The sequence below is a fragment of the Alphaproteobacteria bacterium HT1-32 genome (genome assembly GCA_009649675.1).
Taxonomy (GTDB): domain Bacteria; phylum Pseudomonadota; class Alphaproteobacteria; order Rhodospirillales; family HT1-32; genus HT1-32.
Genome location: WJPL01000003.1, coordinates 153,551 through 171,871, shown reverse-complemented (window position 1 = coordinate 171,871; position 18,321 = coordinate 153,551). Strand labels below are relative to the sequence as shown.

At 56.6% G+C, this 18,321-nt stretch carries 17 protein-coding genes; 6 read left to right on the top strand and 11 right to left on the bottom strand.

The window, feature by feature from the left end; translation table 11 throughout:
- Position 1 precedes the first annotated feature (1 nt).
- From trpC to lexA, 4 genes are all read left to right on the top strand, one after another.
- Positions 2–814, top strand: coding sequence for an indole-3-glycerol phosphate synthase TrpC (trpC, locus tag GH722_16115; protein MRG73295.1), 813 nt, complete (start codon positions 2–4; stop codon positions 812–814).
- On the top strand, positions 811–1,287 hold the full coding sequence (gene moaC / locus GH722_16110; GenBank protein MRG73294.1) for a cyclic pyranopterin monophosphate synthase MoaC: 477 nt from the start codon (positions 811–813) through the stop codon (positions 1,285–1,287). Before trpC ends, moaC begins: the two co-directional genes overlap by 4 nt.
- Positions 1,284–2,495: a molybdopterin molybdenumtransferase MoeA gene (locus tag GH722_16105; protein ID MRG73293.1), complete on the top strand. Its 1,212-nt coding sequence runs from the start codon at positions 1,284–1,286 to the stop codon at positions 2,493–2,495. Before moaC ends, GH722_16105 begins: the two co-directional genes overlap by 4 nt.
- 152 nt (positions 2,496–2,647) lie before the next feature.
- On the top strand, positions 2,648–3,349 hold the full coding sequence (gene lexA / locus GH722_16100; protein MRG73292.1) for a transcriptional repressor LexA: 702 nt from the start codon (positions 2,648–2,650) through the stop codon (positions 3,347–3,349).
- On the opposite strand, the gene GH722_16095 is transcribed toward lexA, so the two are convergent.
- Entirely contained in the window at positions 3,343–5,388 is a 2,046-nt protein-coding gene (locus tag GH722_16095; protein ID MRG73291.1) for a hypothetical protein, read from the bottom strand. The two genes, lexA and GH722_16095, sit on opposite strands and share 7 nt — an antisense overlap.
- 169 nt (positions 5,389–5,557) lie before the next feature.
- On the opposite strand from GH722_16095, the gene GH722_16090 reads away from it, so the two are divergent.
- Together GH722_16090 and gltA are read left to right on the top strand one after the other, a co-directional pair.
- Positions 5,558–6,973 (top strand): glutamate--tRNA ligase, encoded by a 1,416-nt coding sequence (locus GH722_16090; protein ID MRG73290.1) that lies wholly within the window; start codon positions 5,558–5,560, stop codon positions 6,971–6,973.
- 29 nt (positions 6,974–7,002) lie between these two features.
- Positions 7,003–8,313 (top strand): citrate (Si)-synthase, encoded by a 1,311-nt coding sequence (gltA, locus tag GH722_16085; protein ID MRG73289.1) that lies wholly within the window; start codon positions 7,003–7,005, stop codon positions 8,311–8,313.
- Positions 8,314–8,404: 91 nt separating this feature from the next.
- On the opposite strand, the gene gloA is transcribed toward gltA, so the two are convergent.
- Genes gloA through GH722_16035 form a run of 10 tightly spaced genes read right to left on the bottom strand, consistent with a single transcriptional unit; the run spans position 8,405 to position 18,313 of the window.
- Positions 8,405–8,821, bottom strand: a complete 417-nt coding sequence (gene gloA, locus GH722_16080; GenBank protein ID MRG73288.1) for a lactoylglutathione lyase — start codon at positions 8,819–8,821, stop codon at positions 8,405–8,407.
- Positions 8,822–8,841: 20 nt separating this feature from the next.
- A complete protein-coding gene (gene lpxB, locus GH722_16075; protein MRG73287.1) occupies positions 8,842–10,017 on the bottom strand; it encodes a lipid-A-disaccharide synthase in 1,176 nt (391 codons plus the stop codon).
- A 3-nt stretch (positions 10,018–10,020) separates the two neighbouring features.
- Positions 10,021–10,836, bottom strand: coding sequence for a DUF1009 domain-containing protein (locus GH722_16070; GenBank protein ID MRG73286.1), 816 nt, complete (start codon positions 10,834–10,836; stop codon positions 10,021–10,023).
- Positions 10,829–11,626, bottom strand: a complete 798-nt coding sequence (gene lpxA, locus GH722_16065) for an acyl-ACP--UDP-N-acetylglucosamine O-acyltransferase (protein ID MRG73285.1) — start codon at positions 11,624–11,626, stop codon at positions 10,829–10,831. The genes GH722_16070 and lpxA overlap by 8 nt, the downstream gene beginning before the upstream one ends.
- 1 nt (position 11,627) lies before the next feature.
- Entirely contained in the window at positions 11,628–12,137 is a 510-nt protein-coding gene (gene fabZ / locus GH722_16060) for a 3-hydroxyacyl-ACP dehydratase FabZ (protein ID MRG73284.1), read from the bottom strand.
- Positions 12,101–13,120: a UDP-3-O-(3-hydroxymyristoyl)glucosamine N-acyltransferase gene (gene lpxD, locus GH722_16055; GenBank protein ID MRG73283.1), complete on the bottom strand. Its 1,020-nt coding sequence runs from the start codon at positions 13,118–13,120 to the stop codon at positions 12,101–12,103. Before lpxD ends, fabZ begins: the two co-directional genes overlap by 37 nt.
- A 7-nt stretch (positions 13,121–13,127) precedes the next feature.
- Complete coding sequence (locus tag GH722_16050; protein ID MRG73282.1) at positions 13,128–13,685, bottom strand: hypothetical protein; 558 nt, start codon at positions 13,683–13,685, stop codon at positions 13,128–13,130.
- Positions 13,685–15,976, bottom strand: coding sequence for an outer membrane protein assembly factor BamA (bamA, locus tag GH722_16045; protein MRG73281.1), 2,292 nt, complete (start codon positions 15,974–15,976; stop codon positions 13,685–13,687). The genes GH722_16050 and bamA overlap by 1 nt, the downstream gene beginning before the upstream one ends.
- A gap of 43 nt (positions 15,977–16,019) precedes the next feature.
- Entirely contained in the window at positions 16,020–17,105 is a 1,086-nt protein-coding gene (gene rseP / locus GH722_16040) for an RIP metalloprotease RseP (GenBank protein ID MRG73280.1), read from the bottom strand.
- Positions 17,106–17,119: 14 nt separating this feature from the next.
- Positions 17,120–18,313 carry a 1-deoxy-D-xylulose-5-phosphate reductoisomerase gene (locus GH722_16035; GenBank protein ID MRG73279.1) on the bottom strand — a complete coding sequence of 398 codons (1,194 nt, stop codon included), beginning with the start codon at positions 18,311–18,313 and terminating at the stop codon, positions 17,120–17,122.
- Positions 18,314–18,321: the final 8 nt, after the last annotated feature.

Below are 18,321 nucleotides of genomic sequence, written 5' to 3'. Positions count from 1 at the left end.
CTTGGCTGATGTCCTGAAGCGTATCTGTGATGACAAGCTGGCGCATATTGCAGAATGCAAGACCGCCAGACCGTTATCGCAAATCGAAACTGCGGCCACTGCCGCGGCAGCACCCCGCGGTTTCTATGCCGCTCTGAAATCAGCTTCCCGGGCGGGCTATGGTCTGATTGCTGAAATCAAGAAGGCATCGCCGTCAAAAGGTCTGATTCGCCCCGATTTCGATCCCCCGTCCCTCGCCCGGAGTTACCAGGCCGGTGGGGCAACCTGTTTGTCGGTGCTGACGGATACACCCTATTTTCAGGGCGAAGACAGTTATCTCGTTGCTGCCCGCAATGCCGTTGATCTGCCGGTTCTGCGGAAAGATTTCATGCTCGATGCCTATCAGGTGGCAGAGGCCCGGGCGCTCGGTGCTGATTGTATCCTGCTGATCATGGCTGCGCTGTCAGATGCGCAGGCTGCTGAACTGGAGGTCGCTGCTGTTCAGTACGGTATGGATGTGCTGGTCGAGGTGCATAATCGAGAGGAACTGGACCGGGCACTGAAGCTGAAAAGCCCGATGCTGGGCGTTAATAACCGGAATCTGAAAACGCTGACCGTTGATCTGGCGACCACTGAGGCGCTGGCCAGTGCCGTGCCGGCCGACCGTATGCTGATCTGCGAAAGTGGTCTGTATAGTGCTGCTGATCTGGCCCGGATGGCGGAAGTCGGTGCGCGCTGTTTTCTGATCGGTGAGAGCTTCATGCGTCAGGATGATGTCGCAGCGGCTGTGCAGGCGATTCTTGCTGATCCCGCACCTGCCCGGGTCAGCGCATGAGTGACGGTCTCACTCATTTCGATGGCGACGGCAATGCCGTGATGGTCGATGTTTCGGCCAAGGAGGTCACGGAACGGGTCGCTGTTGCCGGTGCAGATGTCATCATGATGCCGGAAACGCTGAAGACCATCATGGAACGCGGCATGAAAAAGGGTGACGTGCTGACTGTTGCCCAGCTTGCTGGGATCATGGGGGCCAAGCGGACGCCAGACCTGATCCCGCTCTGTCACCCGCTCGGTCTTACGTCGGTAAAGGTTGACCTGGTTTGCAACCCTGAACGCAATGCTGTGGAAATCTCCGCCCGCTGCCGGGTTTCCGGCCAGACGGGTGTCGAGATGGAGGCCCTGACGGCGGCTTCGGTTGCGGCTCTGACTGTCTATGACATGTGCAAGGCCGTCGATCGTGGCATGCAGATCACCAATATCCGCCTGCTGCACAAATCAGGCGGTAAATCGGGCGTCTGGAACGGATGATATCTGTTGCTGAAGCTCTGGAACGTATTCTGGCAGGTGTGACCCCGCTGGGCGTTGAGCAGGTCGGGCTTGATGTCGCGCATGGCAGGGTGCTGGCTGAACCGGCAATTTCCCGTCTTACACAACCGCCGATGGCTGTCTCGTCGATGGATGGTTATGCGGTGCGTGCAGCAGATGTGGCGACCGTCCCCGTAGTGCTTCGCCGTATCGGAGAGGCGCCGGCAGGTGGCAGTTACCCGCATCCGGTAAAGCCCGGAGAATGTGTCCGGATTTTCACGGGTGGTCCGGTGCCGGAAGGTGCGGATGCCATTGTCATACAGGAAGATACCGATGTTGATGGTGAACAGATCACAATCAGGGAAAGCTCGCTCTCAGGGCGATATATCCGTCCCGAGGGTCTGGACTTCAGCGCCGGTGATGAGCTGATTTCTGCCGGGCGAATTCTGACGGCCCGGGATATTGGTCTTTGCGCGGCGATGAATCAGCCGTCGCTGACCGTGCGGGTGAAACCCCGTGTCGCGATTCTGTCCACCGGGGATGAACTGGTTAATCCGGGTGAGCAACCCGGACCAAACCAGATTGTCAGTTCAAATGGTGTGGCCCTTGCCGCGCTGGTGCGGTGTCTGGGCGGCGAGCCGGTGAATGTCGGAATTGCCGGTGATACCGAGGGTGCACTGGACAAGGCGGCACAGGCTGCGAAATCGGCTGATATGCTGGTGACGATTGGTGGTGCCTCGGTCGGGGATTATGATCTGGTACAGTCCGGCCTCGCGCGGCATGGCCTTGAGATCGGTTTCTACAAGATTGCCATGCGGCCGGGTAAGCCGCTGATGTTTGGGCATGTCGGCGCAACGCCAATGCTGGGGCTGCCGGGTAATCCCGTCTCGGCGCTGGTCTGTGCCACCATCTTCCTGCGTCCGGCGCTGATGAAGATGCTGGGGGCTGCGGAAGATATTGGCGAGAGCACCCTGCCCCTGGCGGCGGCTTTGCCGGAGAATGACCAGCGACAGGATTATCTCCGGGCCAGAGTTGAAAAGAACGCAGATGGCGAGTCGGTTGTCCGGGCCTTTGAAAAACAGGACAGCTCCATGCTGTCCCGTCTGGCACAGGCCGATATGCTGATTGTCCGGGCGCCCCATGCGAAGGCCGCAGAAGCTGGCGAGTCGGTCCGGGTGATCCATCTTCAGGCGAGCGCATTTCGCATCTGAATAACCGCCTGAAAGTCAAAAAGACTTGATCCGGAAAAAGAACCAAACTAGAACATGTGGCGCATGTTTGCTTTTTGTTCCATATCTTGTCGCCCGATCTGACAGATGTGAAAGCAGGGCAAATATATCATGGAAAAAAGGCCGACGCCCCGATGCTGACCCGCAAACAACACGATCTCCTCATGCTGATAGACACCCGTCTGAGTTCCAGCGGGGTCCCTCCTTCCTATGACGAGATGAAGGATGCGCTGGGTCTCAAGTCTAAATCGGGTATTCACCGGCTGATCACGGGTCTGGAAGAACGTGGATTTATTCGTCGTCTGCCACATCGTGCGCGGGCCATTGAAGTTCTGAAATTGCCGGGTGACGCCCATCGCCCGCAATCACGGGATAATTTCTCGCCGAATGTCATTGAAGGGAATTTCCGGGCCAGCAAATTGCGTGGCAAGGAACAGGATGGTCCGGCTGGTGCAACAATGACCCTGCCCGTTCACGGGCGGATTGCCGCTGGTACACCTATCGAGGCTTTGCAGAATCCTGGCCGCACAGTCGATGTGCCGATCACAATGCTGGGCGGCGGTGAACATTACGCGCTCGAAGTTGAAGGCGATTCGATGATCGAAGCGGGTATTCTGGATGGCGATACGGTCATCCTGCGACGCTGCGACACAGCCGATAACGGCGATATTGTTGTGGCCCTTATTGATGATTATGAGGCGACGCTGAAACGTCTGCGCCGTCGTGGTGAATCAGTGGCGCTGGAGCCGGCAAATGCAGCCTACAAGACGCGGATTTTCGGCCCGGATCAGGTTGCCATTCAGGGCCGGCTGATCGGGTTGCTGAGACTTTACTGATTATCCGGTGATCGACAGGCGGGATGTCGGCTCCAGGCCCGGCAGCCCTGATAATCATGAACGGTCGTCAGGTTCACGCTGTCTCCGGAAAGTGTGATGGCATGGGCCCCGTAACGCCAGAGGTCAAACCGGTCGATAATGATATCCGGCCCCGGACAATTCCGGGGGACCGGTTCCCGGCTGATCAGGATACCTCTCTGGCGGCAGTCTTCTGACAAAGCGGGCCCCCTGATTGCATAGGCAATGTCATGCGATCCGGCCTGAAAACGGCATCCCAGAACATCACAACGCATGTTGGAAACCACCGGCTGGTGGCCAAGTCCGATATCGAGTTTATGCCGCATGAAATTGCTGACATACCCCTCACCGATATTTCCAACGGATTCATCGGCGGAACGGAGGGCAATCCACTTGCCGGTCCGTTCGATGATCAGGTCCGGCTGTTTGCTGGTGATCGTCAGGGCTATGGCCAAACCGACCGGTAACAATCCGGCAAAACGGATGGGTTGGCGCCAGATCAGCAGCCATAAACTGCCGAGTGAAATGGCGATCACTGATGTCAGGGGCAAAGACAGACCATCAAGTGAAGCGTTGGGTAGCCCGGTGACGAATTCGGCCCAGCCAAGGATGTGTTCAATACCCCAGTCGGCCAGACTGGCGATGACACTGATGGTCCCGAACGGCAGCAGCAGGACAAACAGCAGCAGCGCCGGCATGACGATATAGGCAGCCACTGGTACGGCGAGAATATTGGCCAGCAGTCCGTAGAGAGCAAACTGGCCGAAATGGTGGGCAGCGAAAGGGGCTGTCGCAATTCCGGCAGCCAGCGTTGACACCAGTGTTGTGCAAAGGGTCAGTATCAGCCAGCGCCCGGTTCGCTGAAGAACGGATGGATCGCCTTCCGGGTAAAACTGTAGCCGGATCTTGTCCCCCGCCTGTTCATATACGGCAACGATGACGGTGACGGCGGCAAACGACATCTGAAAACTGGGACCGGTCAGGGCGTAAGGCGTGGTCAGCAGGATGGCAATCGCCGAAATTGCAACGAGTCTGAGCGAGATGGCCCGGCGATCCGCGAGGACCGCCAGCAGGACAATGGCCGTCATGATGAAGGCGCGTTGCGTCGGAATCGTTCCGCCTGCCAGCAGCATATAGAGGAATGCCACCGGCAAGGCCGCGGATGCAGCCAGCTTCTTGATCGGATATCGCAGGGCAATGGCAGGCCACAGGGCCAGAAGGGCGCGCAGAACAAAGAATGTCATTCCGGCCACCAGCCCGATATGTAGGCCGGAGATTGCCAGCAGATGGGCCAGTCCGGAGTCCCGCAGGGTATGGATATCCTCCTGCCGGATACCGCGTCGCTCCCCGACCGTCAGGGCGACGGCAATTTCAGCGGTGCGTTCGGGCATGGCGGAACGGAATGCCCCGGCGATACGAAGCCGGACCCGGTCGATGTCGATCAGGGGGGCGGGTCCGTCATCGATAGCGTCAAACCGCCAGGCGAAACCGGTTGCTGATATGCCGTCAAACCAGGCCCGGCGTTGCGGGTCATAGCCACCGGGAATTTCTGGCGGATCAGGTGGTTTGATACGGGCACTGAACATCACATGCCTGTACCGGATCGCGGAATCGATAAATTTGTTTGAGACAATCAGATCCACATCTCCGGCGGCAACGATCTGCTGTCTGTCGTTGCGGATATTGCTCAGCCGGACGCGGGTTGTTTTCTGACCGGGTTGTATCCGGTTGATGAGACCGGTTGCATTGATGAGCAGCAGATCCCTTTCAATCGGTGATGTCCCGCTGATACGGCTGGACAGACCGGCTGCCGCAAATCCGAGAGAAAGACATAATCCGGCAATCAGGATGATACCCCGCACCGAGTGCCGGGGTGTGACGGCAATACCGGCACAGAATGTCATCAGGGGGACCAGCATTTCCGGTAAGGTCGGGTCGGACGGCAGCAGGAAGAACGTACCAGTGCCCAAAGCCATGAAAACCGGCGTCCAGAGAAACCATTGATCCCGATCATTCAGCATCTGCTCAATGACTGTTGCAACGCAACGCCGGATGGCCCGGTAAACCGTCGAAATACGAGAAATGTCATAAGTGTGAGATGAATGCTGCACTTGCGAGACCTATATGCTAAAACGCATTCGCCTCCGTTCGTGAGGCCAACCAGAAACATAACCGAGACGTAATTCCAGGATGCCTGTCGTTACACGTTTTGCCCCGTCCCCTACCGGCTATCTCCATATCGGAGGTGCCCGTACGGCCCTGTTTAACTGGCTGTTTGCCCAGCATCATGGTGGCCGGTATTTGCTTCGTATTGAGGACACAGACCGGAAACGGTCCACTCAGGAAGCCGTTGATGCGATCTATGATGGTCTTGGCTGGCTCGGTTTGCAGTCAGACGAACCGGCTGTGCTTCAGTCTGACCGACTTGAGCGCCATGCGGAGGCGGCCCGTCTGCTTCTTGAACAGGGCAAGGCATATCATTGCTATTGTTCTCCTGAAGAACTGGCGGAAATGCGGGAAGCGGCGAAAGCAGAAGGCCGCAAGCGCATGTATGACGGACGCTGGCGGGACCGGGATGCATCTGAAGCACCCGATGGGGTTGCCCCGGTTGTCAGGCTGAAAGCCCCGCTGGAGGGTGAGACGACCATCGCCGATCTGGTTCAGGGCGATGTGACGGTTTCGAACGAACAGATGGACGATCTGATCCTGCTGCGTGCCGATGGCACCCCGACCTACATGCTGTCGGTTGTGGTGGATGACCATGATATGGGTATCACCCATGTCATCCGTGGTGACGATCATCTGACCAATGCCTTCAGGCAGACGCAAATTTACCGGGCCTTTGGCTGGGATGTGCCGGAGTTCGCACATATTCCGCTGATCCACGGTTCGGATGGCGCAAAGCTGTCGAAACGGCATGGCGCGCTCGGAGTCGATGCCTGGCGTGATATGGGTTTTCTGCCGGAAGCCATGAAGAATTACCTGCTGCGCCTTGGCTGGGGTCACGGTGATGACGAGATCATCCCGACCGAGAAGGCGATAGAATGGTTTGATGTCGATGGCATCGGGAAATCGGCGGCCCGTTTTGATACGGACAAGCTGGCTTCGATCAATGCGCATTACATTCGCGAAATGGACGGTGCTTCCCTCGCCCCTCTGGTTGAGCCTTTCCTGTGCTCCCGGCTGGAATATTCCGGCCTGACGGATGCACAGCGCAGCCGCCTGACTGCCGGTATTCCGAGCCTTCGCGAACGCTCAAAAACACTTATCGAACTTGCCGAGCAAGCAGAGTATCTTGCTCGCGAAATACCACTTCCTCTTACCGGCAAGGCGGCAAAACTGCTGACGCCGGAAGCCAGAAGTCTGTTGAAAGAACTTCTGGATCTATTGTCCGACGTCCAGCCCTGGGAAAGCGAAGCGCTCGAGACAGCAGTGAAAGGCTTCATGGAAGCCCGATCACTGAAGCTGGGAGCCGTTGCCCCTCCGCTGCGTGCAGCGCTGACAGGATCGACGGTGTCTCCGGCCATTTATGACGTCATGGAGGCGCTTGGCGCTTCCGAAACACTCGCGCGGCTTCGCGCCGCTGCCGAAGTCAATACGGACTGAGCGCAGCACAGCAACGAAAGGAAATACTCATGTCTGATACAAACCACACAGGATTTACCCTGACCGATAAATCGACAGGGAACAGCTACGATTTTCCAGGCATGGATGGATCGGTCGGCCCGCGTGTCATCGACATCCGCAAACTGTACGGCGCGTCAGGGCTTTTCACCTATGACCCGGGTTTTACCTCGACCGCTTCCTGCGAGTCGAAGATCACCTACATCGATGGTGAGGAAGGCGTGCTGCGGCACCGCGGTTATCCGATTGAACAGCTGGCTGAAAATTCCGACTTCATGGATGTTTGCTACCTGCTGCTGAATGGCGAATTGCCGTCGAAATCCCAGAAGAGCAAATTTGATCGTGATATCACGCTGCACACGATGGTTCATGAGCAGCTGATGAACTTCTATCGCGGTTTCCGCCGTGATGCGCATCCGATGGCGATCATGTGTGGCGTCACCGGTGCATTGTCGGCCTTCTATCATGATTCGACCGACATCAATGATCCCTGGCAGCGCACGGTGGCCAGCTATCGCCTGATTGCCAAAATTCCGACGATGGCAGCGATGGCCTATAAATATTCGCTGGGTCAGCCTTTCGTATATCCGCGTAACGACCTCACCTATGCGGAAAACTTCCTGCATATGATGTTCTCGGTTCCGGCTGAAGAATATGTGGTCAATCCGGTTATCGCCCGTGCCATGGATCGCATCCTGATCCTGCATGCGGATCATGAGCAGAATGCTTCAACCTCGACGGTCCGGCTTGCCGGTTCCTCCGGGGCAAACCCGTTTGCCTGTATCGCTGCAGGTATTGCTTCGCTCTGGGGCCCTGCACATGGCGGTGCCAACGAAGCCGTTCTCAAGATGCTGAATGAAATCGGTACGGTTGACCGTATCCCCGAGTACATCAAGAAGGCGAAAGACAAGGACGATCCGTTCCGCCTGATGGGCTTTGGGCACCGGGTCTACAAGAACTATGACCCCCGTGCGAAGGTCATGCAGAAGAGCTGCCATGAAGTTCTGGAAGCTCTCGACGTCAAGGACGAGCCGCTGCTGAAACTTGCCATGGAACTGGAGCGGATTGCTGTTGAAGATCCGTATTTCGCCGAGAAGAAACTGTTCCCGAATGTCGATTTCTATTCGGGCATCATCTTCAAGGCTCTCGGTATCCCGACGGATATGTTCACAGTGCTGTTCGCCGTTGCCCGCACGGTTGGCTGGGTCGCACAGTGGAACGAGATGATCGAAGATCCGCTGCAGCGGATCGGTCGTCCGCGTCAGCTTTATACCGGTGAAGTACTGCGGGACTTTGTCCCGGTCAGTGGCCGCCCGGAATAAGTCTTTCGGTCAGGTTTGACCGGATACAGAAAACGGCGCTTCGATCATCGAAGCGCCGTTTTTGTTTGTCCGCCTGATGGCAGAGCTGAGTTTATTTTCGTTCAATCAGCTCGATCTTGTAGCCATCCGGGTCTTCAATGAAGGCAATGACGCTACCGCCATGTTTCATCGGGCCCGGTGCGCGCGGAATCTTCACACCTTCTTTGGCCAGTGCGTCGCAGGTCGCATAGATATCGGGCACGCCGATCGCAAGATGACCGAATCCCGTTCCGAGGTCGTAATCTTCCGTCTGGCCCCAGTTATGAGTCAGTTCGATGACGGTGCTGTTCTCTTCCTCGCCATAGCCGATGAATGCGAGGGTGAATTCGCCGGACGGATAGTCCTTCCGTCGCATCAGGTTCATGCCGAGAAAGCGGGTGTAGAAATCGATCGATTTCTCAAGGTCTTTCACCCGAAGCATGGTGTGTAGCAATCGATAGCTGGAGGTGGCGGTATTGCTGCCGTCCATTATCTGCTCTCCTCTGGTCTTTAGGTTGGTGTTGCCCCAACATTCCCATGCCGGGCCAACAGGTCAAGCACGACCCCTGCCGCTCGTTCTGAGGGGGCGGCACCCTCAAGATGCATCATTGCTGAGAAACGCCGGAAACCATCAATCTGCTTCTGGCGTTCAGGGCTGTCCGTCATGAGTGGACGCAGCGCGCTGAGCAGGTTTTCTGCTGTGCAGTCATCCTGAATGAACTCAGGCACAAATTTGTCGCCGACGATCAGGTTTGGCAGAACGGCTGTGTCCGTCAGGATCATCTGGCGGACGATCCAGGCGGTAAGCGGGGCAACCTTGTAGCCGATCACCATCGGGGTTCCGGTCATTGCCAGCTCAAGCGAAACAGTGCCTGAAGCCGCCAGAGCGGCCTTACAGGCGGCAAACACCTGATAGCGGTCCTGGGGGCATTCGGACAGGTATATCGGGCAGTCCTGACTTTGGGCGAGCTTTGACACGGCATCGCGGACGGACGGGGCAACGGGAATGACAACCCTGTCGATCTGTCCCTCACGCCAGAGCGTTCCGGCGACATCAAGAAACGGCGCCCCAAGGCGGCTCACTTCCGCGTGGCGGCTACCGGGCAGCAGACAAAGCAGACGCTCATCCGGATCAATGTCATGCGCCCTGCGCCAGGCATTACCGTCGGCTCCCATCGGATTATCTTCAACAGCGGAGTGGCCGACATAGGTTGCGGGAAGACCCACAGCTTCAAAATAGGGCGGCTCGAATGGCAGTAATGTCAGAATATGGTCGAGAAATTTTGCAATTTTCTTTGCCCGGCCGGGTTTCCAGGCCCAGACCGTCGGTGCGACATAGTGAACCAGCGGGAAGTCTGTATCGCCAAGCTGTTTCAGGACACGAAAGCAGAAATCCGGTGCATCTATGGTGATCACGATATCCGGTTTTACTTCCCGGATATCTGCTGCGGTCTGTCGGATGCGTTTCAGCAATCGCGGTATATGGGGCAGAATTTCGGCGATACCCATCAGGCTGAGTTCCGACATTGGAAACAGGCTGTCGAGACCGGCAGCAGCCATGGTCTCGCCCCCTACCCCGCAGAATTTCAGGTCAGCGTCCCCTGCATGTGCCTGCAGGGCCTTCATCAGCCGTCCCCCCAGAACATCGCCTGAGGTTTCACCGGCTATCAGATAAACCACCGGCATTGTCTAGTCTGCCTCTGGTGAAAACCCGAACAGGAAGAAACCGGCCTTGTCAGCCGTTTCGATGACGGCCTCGCGCTCCATGATCATGGTTCCACCGGCTTCGACGGCGAGACCGGCAAAACCGTTCTCGATCATCGCCTGAACGGTTGATAGACCGACAGTCGGCAGGTCGACACGACGATCCTGTTGTTGTTTCGGGGCTTTTATCAGAACGGGTCCGGACCCTTCCCGTTTCAGGAGGCCGCAGCGCCGGATCAGGGCGTCTGTCCCTTCAACCGCCTCGACACCGAGCACAAGCCCGGCCTGAATGACAACCGCCTGACCGACATCAACGGGGGCCAGAGCCGCCAGAACGTCGATGCCGCGTCTGATGTCGGCCTCTGCTTCCGCATCGGGCAAGGGACCGGCCAGTTGTCCGTCACCGGCCAGAATATCTGACAGGAGGTCACCGGCGCCAATAACCTGAAAGCCTTCCTTTTCCAGGGCTTTGGCAATGGCGGTCAGCAGCCCGTCATCACCCAGCAGGCCGGCACCGGACCGGAACAGGAATTTCGCACCCCAGGCATCCGGACGAATTTCGCTCAGCGACGGGCGTCTTACAGGACCGGCCATCACCAGTTCAGTGACACCGGCAGCCCGAAAATGGGAAATGATGTCGCCGGCCGCACCCATTCTCAAGACGGCATCGGCAAAAGGCAGCACATCATCCGCATGATTGCTCAGTGCCACCGTGGTGATCTGATGACCGGCAGCCTTGCAGGCTTCAATGATTCTGACCGGCAGCGTGCCGCCGCCGGCAATCAGTCCAATCTTACGCATTCTCGTTCAAAGGCTGGCAAATCGCCCGGGACGACTGCTCGCCAATGAAATTGACAATGTCCATGACCGGTTCGTTCTCACCAAACAGTTCGGCCACATCAACCAGCCGTTCGCCGAGAGTTCCTTCCGGTGCAAAAAGCAGCCGGTAGGCATTGCGAAGATCGTGAATGACATCGCGGGAAAAACCACGACGTTTCAGGCCGACAAGATTAAGCCCGGCAAGATGTGCGCGGTTTCCAAGGACAGAACCATAGGGGATGACATCATTTTCGACGCCGCTGCATCCGCCGATCATTGCATGTTTGCCGATGCGGACGAACTGATGCACCGCTGACAATCCGCCGATGATGGCAAATTCACCGATACTGACATGTCCGGCCAGTGTGGCGTTGTTGACCAGAATGGCGTTGTTGGAAACCTGGCAATCATGGGCGACGTGGGCTGCAACCATGATCAGGCAGTCATTGCCGACGCTGGTTTTCATGCCACCGCCTTCTGTGCCCGGATTGATTGTTACCTGCTCACGAATCACATTGCGGTCGCCAATAATGACTTCCGATGGCTCGCCCCGGTATTTGAGGTCCTGCGGGGCATGACCGATGGAGGCAAAAGGAAAGATATTGTTGTCTTTGCCGATGGTTGTCCGCCCGGCGACAGCAACATGGCTGTGCAGCACGGTTCCGGCACCAATGGTCACGTCAGGGCCAATAACACAAAATGGCCCGACCTTCGCGTTGTCATCAATGACAGCGCCTTTTTCGATGACAGCCGTGGAATGAATGTTGCTCATATCAGCTGTCGACAATCATGGCTGCGACCTTTGCTTCGGCGACCAGCTTTCCCATCACTCTGGCTTCACAGTCAAACCGCCATACCGCCCCGCGGGCGCGGTCTTTACGAACATGAATATGCAACTGGTCACCGGGTTCCACCGGTTTGCGGAATTTTGCGCCGTCAATCGACATGAAATAAACCAGTTTGCCTTCGGCATCGGCGCCAAGTGTATGTACCACCATGACAGCAGCAGTCTGTGCCATGGCTTCGATGATAAGTACGCCGGGAAAGATCGGCCGGGATGGAAAATGTCCGGCAAAAATCTGCTCATTGATGGTGACGTTCTTAACGCCAACGGCACTCTCGCCGGGATCGATATCCTCAACCCGGTCGATCAGCAGGAAAGGATACCGGTGCGGGATCATTTCCATGATGCGGTTGATGTCAACGCTGGTGAGCAGGTTGCCCGTTTCCTGAATTGTTTCGTCTTTCACGACTTTCCCCTGCCGCTGTTTCGTTTGACCCATATGAGTTGCCGAATGGCTTCTTTCTTCGGCTGAGCGGGCGAGCCAAACCATTCCTCGCCAGCCGGTATATCATGCATGACCCCGGATTGCGCGGCCACTCTCGCGCCGTCGCCAATCTTCAGATGTCCGGCAATTCCAACCTGCCCGGCCAGGACCACGCCTCGTCCGAGTTCAGTGCTGCCCGAAATGCCGACATGCGATACGATAACGCAGCCCTGCCCGATCACCACATTATGGGCGATCTGGACAAGGTTATCGATGATGGTGCCCGCGCCGATCACCGTATCCGGCCCGGCACCACGGTCGACGCAAGTGTTCGAGCCAATTTCAACGCCATCTTCAATCAGGACCCGCCCAAGCTGCGGGACACGGAGATGACCGGCAGGGCCCATCGCATAGCCGAAGCCGTCCTGCCCGATCCGGACACCGGGCAGCAGTCGTACACGGTTACCGATAATGGCATGAGAGATCGTGACGTTCGCCGCAATCTGGCATCCCGCACCGATTTCGACACCGCTTTCAATGACAGTGTTCGCACCGATTGAGCAGTGAGGGCCAATCACCGCCCCGGAACCAATCACCGCACCCGGATGTATGACGCATCCCTCACCCACCCGTGCGCTCGCATGGACAATTGCCGAGGCCGATATCTCCGGATCTCCGATGCTCTCCGGATAAAAGGCTGCGGCAACTTTCGCATAGGCCCGGTATGGATCACTGCAGGTCAGTAAGATACAGCCTGCCGGGGCATCTCCTGTGCGATCCGGATGTATGATGCAGGCTCCGGCTTTTGTAGACCGGAAGTCATCAACATATTTTGGATTGTCCAGAAAGGAGACTGTGCCGGGACCAGCAAGCTTCAAGGCCGCAACATCATCGAACAGCGCGTCCGGCGAGCCGCCGACGACCTCTCCCCCGATCAGTTCTGCAAGTTTTGATGCCGCGAACGGTCCTGCTTTTTCAAAAAACCGTGGGTCTGCCATCCCGGTGCTATTTGAAATTCAGTTTCAGGGTTGGCATCTTCTTGTCCAGTTCGGCCAGTACATTGTCCGTAATATCCATGGCTTCTGCAGCCATATAGACGTTTGAACGCCGCAGGATCAGTGTGATGTTGTTGGCTTTTGCGATTTCCTGGGCTGAGATGAAAATCTGCTGATCTGCGGCCTTCAGAGATTGCTGATTGGCGGCCGTAATCTGATCTGCACTGCGTTTCTGCAGGCGATTGAATTCTGCAACGTCTTTCTCGAAATCAGCCCGGCGTTTCTGAAAGGCTTCCGGGGACAGGACGGTACGCTGGCGCTTCAGTTCAGTTTCAGCAGCCTGCAGTTCTTTCTGCCGGTTCTTGATAACAGTTTCGAGTTCCTTGCCCTTGGCATTGATCTGCTTGGCAGCATCCTGCATGCCCTTGGATTCACGCAGCAGGCGCTGATAGTCGATCAGGGCAATGGTAACGGCTTTCGGGCCATCGGCCTGTGCGAAAGCCGTCTTGACCGGCGTGAAGGCAAGAGCGGCGAGAACAACGGCGATGGCGAGTGACTTAAGTGACATTAGAACCTCGTTCCAAAACTGAGACGAATAAGCTCGTCCTTGTCGTATGATTCATCAAGAACAGGAACAGCAACGTCGACATTAATCGGACCCAGCGGAGATTCCCACCCGATCCCGGCACCCATGGCGAGACGGAAAGAAGCCTCGTCGTTGATCAGGCTGGCCGGAGAGTCGTCCGTACCGCCGTTGCTGCCGAAATCAGAGAAGACGCGCGCCGTGATACCGAGCTCAGAAGGCAGACCAAGCGGGAAGGTCAGCTGAACCGTACCGGCATACATCCACTTGGCGCCAAGAGCGTCATCCGTTGCAATATCCCGCGGTGAAATACCGGAATCTGCAAATCCGCGAAGGTCGGTTCCGCCGACAAAGAAGCGGTCGAGAACCTGAACATCATCACCGATACCGAAGATGTAACCACCCTTCAGGCTGGTTTCCAGAATGACATCATCGTCGTTCAGGTTGAAGTAACGCTGTCCTTCAATGACGCTCCGGAGATAACGGACGGATCCGCCGAGACCGGCAAGATCATTGCTTAGACGGGTGACATAGCCATCCTTCGGCTTGATGCGGTTGTCGCGTTTGTCATAAGTCAGCCGGTGGCCGACAGAGGAAACATAACTGGTGCCGGCATCCCGTGCGATGAACTGCGAAACATCCGATGCCAGATCACTGATTTCCTTGGCTTCAAACGTGTAGTTGACGCTGTGAGTGAGATCATCTGCGAGAACGTAGCCGGCGCGCAGACGACCACCTGTGTTCTTTTCGTCGAAGGAACTGGCGGTTTGCCGGTCACGGACAATCCGGAACAGATCAAAGCCGGCAGCAAGCTCACGATCCAGGAAGTAAGGCTCTGTAAAACCGAGGTCTACCTGGCTGCGCTCGGCAGCAATGGTGACGGATGCCTTCAGATCCTGACCGCGACCGAGCAGGTTACGCTCACGAATACCAATATCGACCAGCGGACCATCAAGGGTCGAGAAACCGGCACCCAGTGACAGTTCACCGGTAGACTGTTCCGCGACTTCAACGTCAATGACGGTCTGACCTTCGTTCGAGCCGGGTGTGTGCTGGACATCAACCTTCTCAAAGAAACCGAGATTCCGAATTCTCTGGCGGGAGCGGCGAAGCTTTGCCGAGGAGAAGGCATCTCCTTCCACAAGCTGAACCTCTCGCCGGATAACCTTGTCCTGTGTCCGGAAGTTACCGGTGATATTCACCCGTTCAACGAAGACCTTGGGGCCTTCCTGAATTTCATAGGTGATATCGATCTTCAGTTCGTCCTTGTTGCGACGGATACGAGGCTGAATTTCAACGAAAGCATATCCCAGCGTTCCGACAGCGTCGGTAAGCTTTTCAATTGTCTTCTCGACAATATCCGCATTGTACCAGTCGTCGCTGGGGGCCAGAAGGTCCGGGTCGATCATCGACTTATCGAACTTCGGAAGATCGGCAACGATATCAATGGTGCCGAATTTATAGCGTGGTCCCTCATCCACCGTAATGGTGATGAAAAAGCTGCGGCGGTCCGGCGTCAGTTCGGCGATTGCGGACAGTACCCGAAAATCGGCAAAGCCTTCAGACATGTAGAACCGGCGCAGCAATTCCCGGTCAAAGGTCAGCCGGTCAGGATCATAGGTGTCAGATGTGGTGAGAAACCGGTACCAGGCTTCTTCCTTGGTGGCGACAAGTTCCCGCAGGTCGGAATCGTCGAATGTCTTGTTGCCGACAAAGCGAATGCTGCTGACCGTGGTCAGCGGGCCTTCATCAATTTCGAATGCCACATCGACACGGTTCTGATCCAGTGTGATGACCTTGGGGTCGACAGTTGCTGCGAAACGACCGCTGCGGCGGTAGATTTCAAGCAGCCGTTCAACGTCACTCTGCACCTTGGTGCGGCTGTAGACGACACGGGGGCGAAGCTGAACCTCGGTTTCTAGCACATCATCTTTGACGCGCTTGTTACCTTCAAAGGCAATCCGGTTGATGATCGGGTTTTCAACGACAGTGACAACCAGCCGGTTGCCATCAAGCCGGAAGGAGACATCGGCAAACAGACCGGTCGCAAACAATGCCTTGAGTGAATCATCCACACGGCGGCTCTGTACGTCATCACCGGGCTGTACAGTCATGTAGGATTTGACGGTTTCCGGTTCGACGCGCTGCGCGCCTTCAATGACGACCTCGTCGATCAGACGGGATTGCGCGAAACCGGGCGCAGCCGAAAACGCAAGTGCCGCACATGATGCGAGACCCAGCAGCAATGCGCTGACCGTGTTAAGTTTCCCACCCATGACTACTTGTCCGCTCCAACTGATTCTATAATCGTCATAATTGTCAGAAGATTCTGCCGACGTCGTTCCAAGTCGCAAATCCGAATAACAGCAATATCAAAACAAGACCAAATCTAAAACCATATTCCTGTGCTCTTTCACCCAGCGGACGCCCTCTTATCGCTTCCGCAGCATAAAAAGCCAAGTGCCCACCATCCAGCATAGGTACAGGGAAAAGGTTAATAAGGCCGAGATTGATTGAAAGGAGAGCCGCAAAGAAGATGTAATCACCGACGCCCCGCTTCGCCATTTCACCGGAAACCATGGCAATTCCGATCGGCCCGCCGATATTGTCCGAGGATTCCTTGCCGACGATGATACGTCCGAGGAACAGCAAGGTCTGCTCTGTCAGGCGATAGGTGCTTTCGACGCCAAGCCAGGCGGATTCGAACAAACCACGGGTTTCATAAGTGACCGGTGGCCTGATGCCGATCTGACCGATTTCTGTACCGCTCTCGGTGACGAAGGGTTTCGGTGTGACCGGCAGGCGTATCTGCAAACCATCCCGTTCCACGGTGACAGTCAGTTCAACCCCGGGATTGACCGAAACAATATCCCGGAGGTCCTGAAAGCTGCTGACGGATTGTCTGTCGATTTCCCGGATAAGATCGCCCTGTTGCAGACCGGCGGCATCCGCTGCGGAGCCTTCAATGACCTCCCCCACCTGAGAGTCTGTGTGATAGGTCGGTGTTCCGACAAAGGCGTACAAAACGGCGAGCAGGAATATCGCAAAGATGAAGTTGGCGATTGGTCCTGCAGCAACAATGGCAGACCGTTGACGCAGAGACTTATGATGGAAGGAAACTGCAACTTCCTCTGGTGTCATCGATGTCGAGTTATCTGCTCTGGAGCTTGTTGCATCGGAGTCACCGAACATTTTCACATATCCGCCAAGCGGTATGGCACTGATCTTCCAGCGTGTCCCTGCCCGGTCATGCCAGCCGATCAGTTCCGGTCCGAAGCCGATGGAAAAGGCCTGCACCCGCACGCCACAGCGGCGTGCGACATAGTAATGCCCCAGTTCGTGCACGAAGACGAGGATCGTCAGCAATACCAGGAAGGGCAGAATGGTGCCGGTCAGTACGTCCATCTTCTAACTCCGTTTCAGGCTGCAACGCATTCGGCAGCAAGTGTTTCTGCGACGCGGCGCGCAGTAGCATCGAGTTCCTTGATGGCCTCGATACTGTCGACTTTCGTTTCGCCGATACGCTGCATGCATTCCTCGACAATTGCCGAGATATCCAGAAACCCGATCTTTGATTTGAGGAAATGCGCCACGCCGACTTCATTGGCAGCATTCAGCACCGTCGGCACCCCGCCGCCGGCATTCAGTGCCTCGCGGGCCAGACGCAATGCCGGAAACCGGACGGTGTCCGGCTGTTCAAAGGTCAGACTTGTAACGACGGAAAAATCCAGCCGGGGAACCGGGGCGTTCATGCGTTCCGGCCAGGCCAGCGCATAGGCAATCGGAGTACGCATGTCGGGCGATCCGAGCTGTGCGAGAACCGAGCCGTCAACATAGCCGACCATGCTGTGGATGACAGATTGCGGATGAACCACAATTTCTATCTGGTCGCCGGTAACCGGGAAAAGATGAAATGCTTCAATCAGTTCCAGCCCTTTGTTCATCATGGTTGCAGAATCAACGGATATCTTGGCGCCCATGCTCCAGTTTGGATGTGCGACCGCCTGCTTCGGCGTCATCTGTTTCATTTCCGCCAGCGATGCCGCACGGAAAGGCCCTCCGGAAGCGGTCAGGATGATCTTCTCGATGCCTTCCGGCTTCTCGAAATCAAATACCTGAAAAATAGCGTTATGTTCAGAATCGACGGGCAGCAGAGCGCCGCCTCCCCGCTTCATGGCGTCGAGAAGAATATCTCCGGAGCAAACCAGGCATTCCTTGTTTGCAAGTGCCACGTCAGCACCGCGTTCTGCGGCAATAAGGGTTGGTGTCAGCCCGGCTGCGCCGACAATGGCGGCCATCACCATGTCGGATTGAAGCGCCGCCGCTTCGGCAAGCCCTTCAACGCCTGCTGCTGCGCGGATGCCGGTTCCGGAAAGCGCAGCTTTCAGAGCGTCGTAGCTGCTGTCATCGGCAACAACAGCCAGTTCCGCTGAATGTGCCTTTGCCTGTGCAGCGAGCTGTTCCACATTCGAATTGGCTGTCAGCGCCCGGATCGTGAACTGTTCCGGCTGCCGTCCGACAAGGTCGAGTGTGCTGCAACCGACAGACCCGGTCGAGCCGAGGATGGACAGGCTTTTGGGCTGCGTGTGAGTGGACTTTCTTTGATCGGTCATGGCGGTAT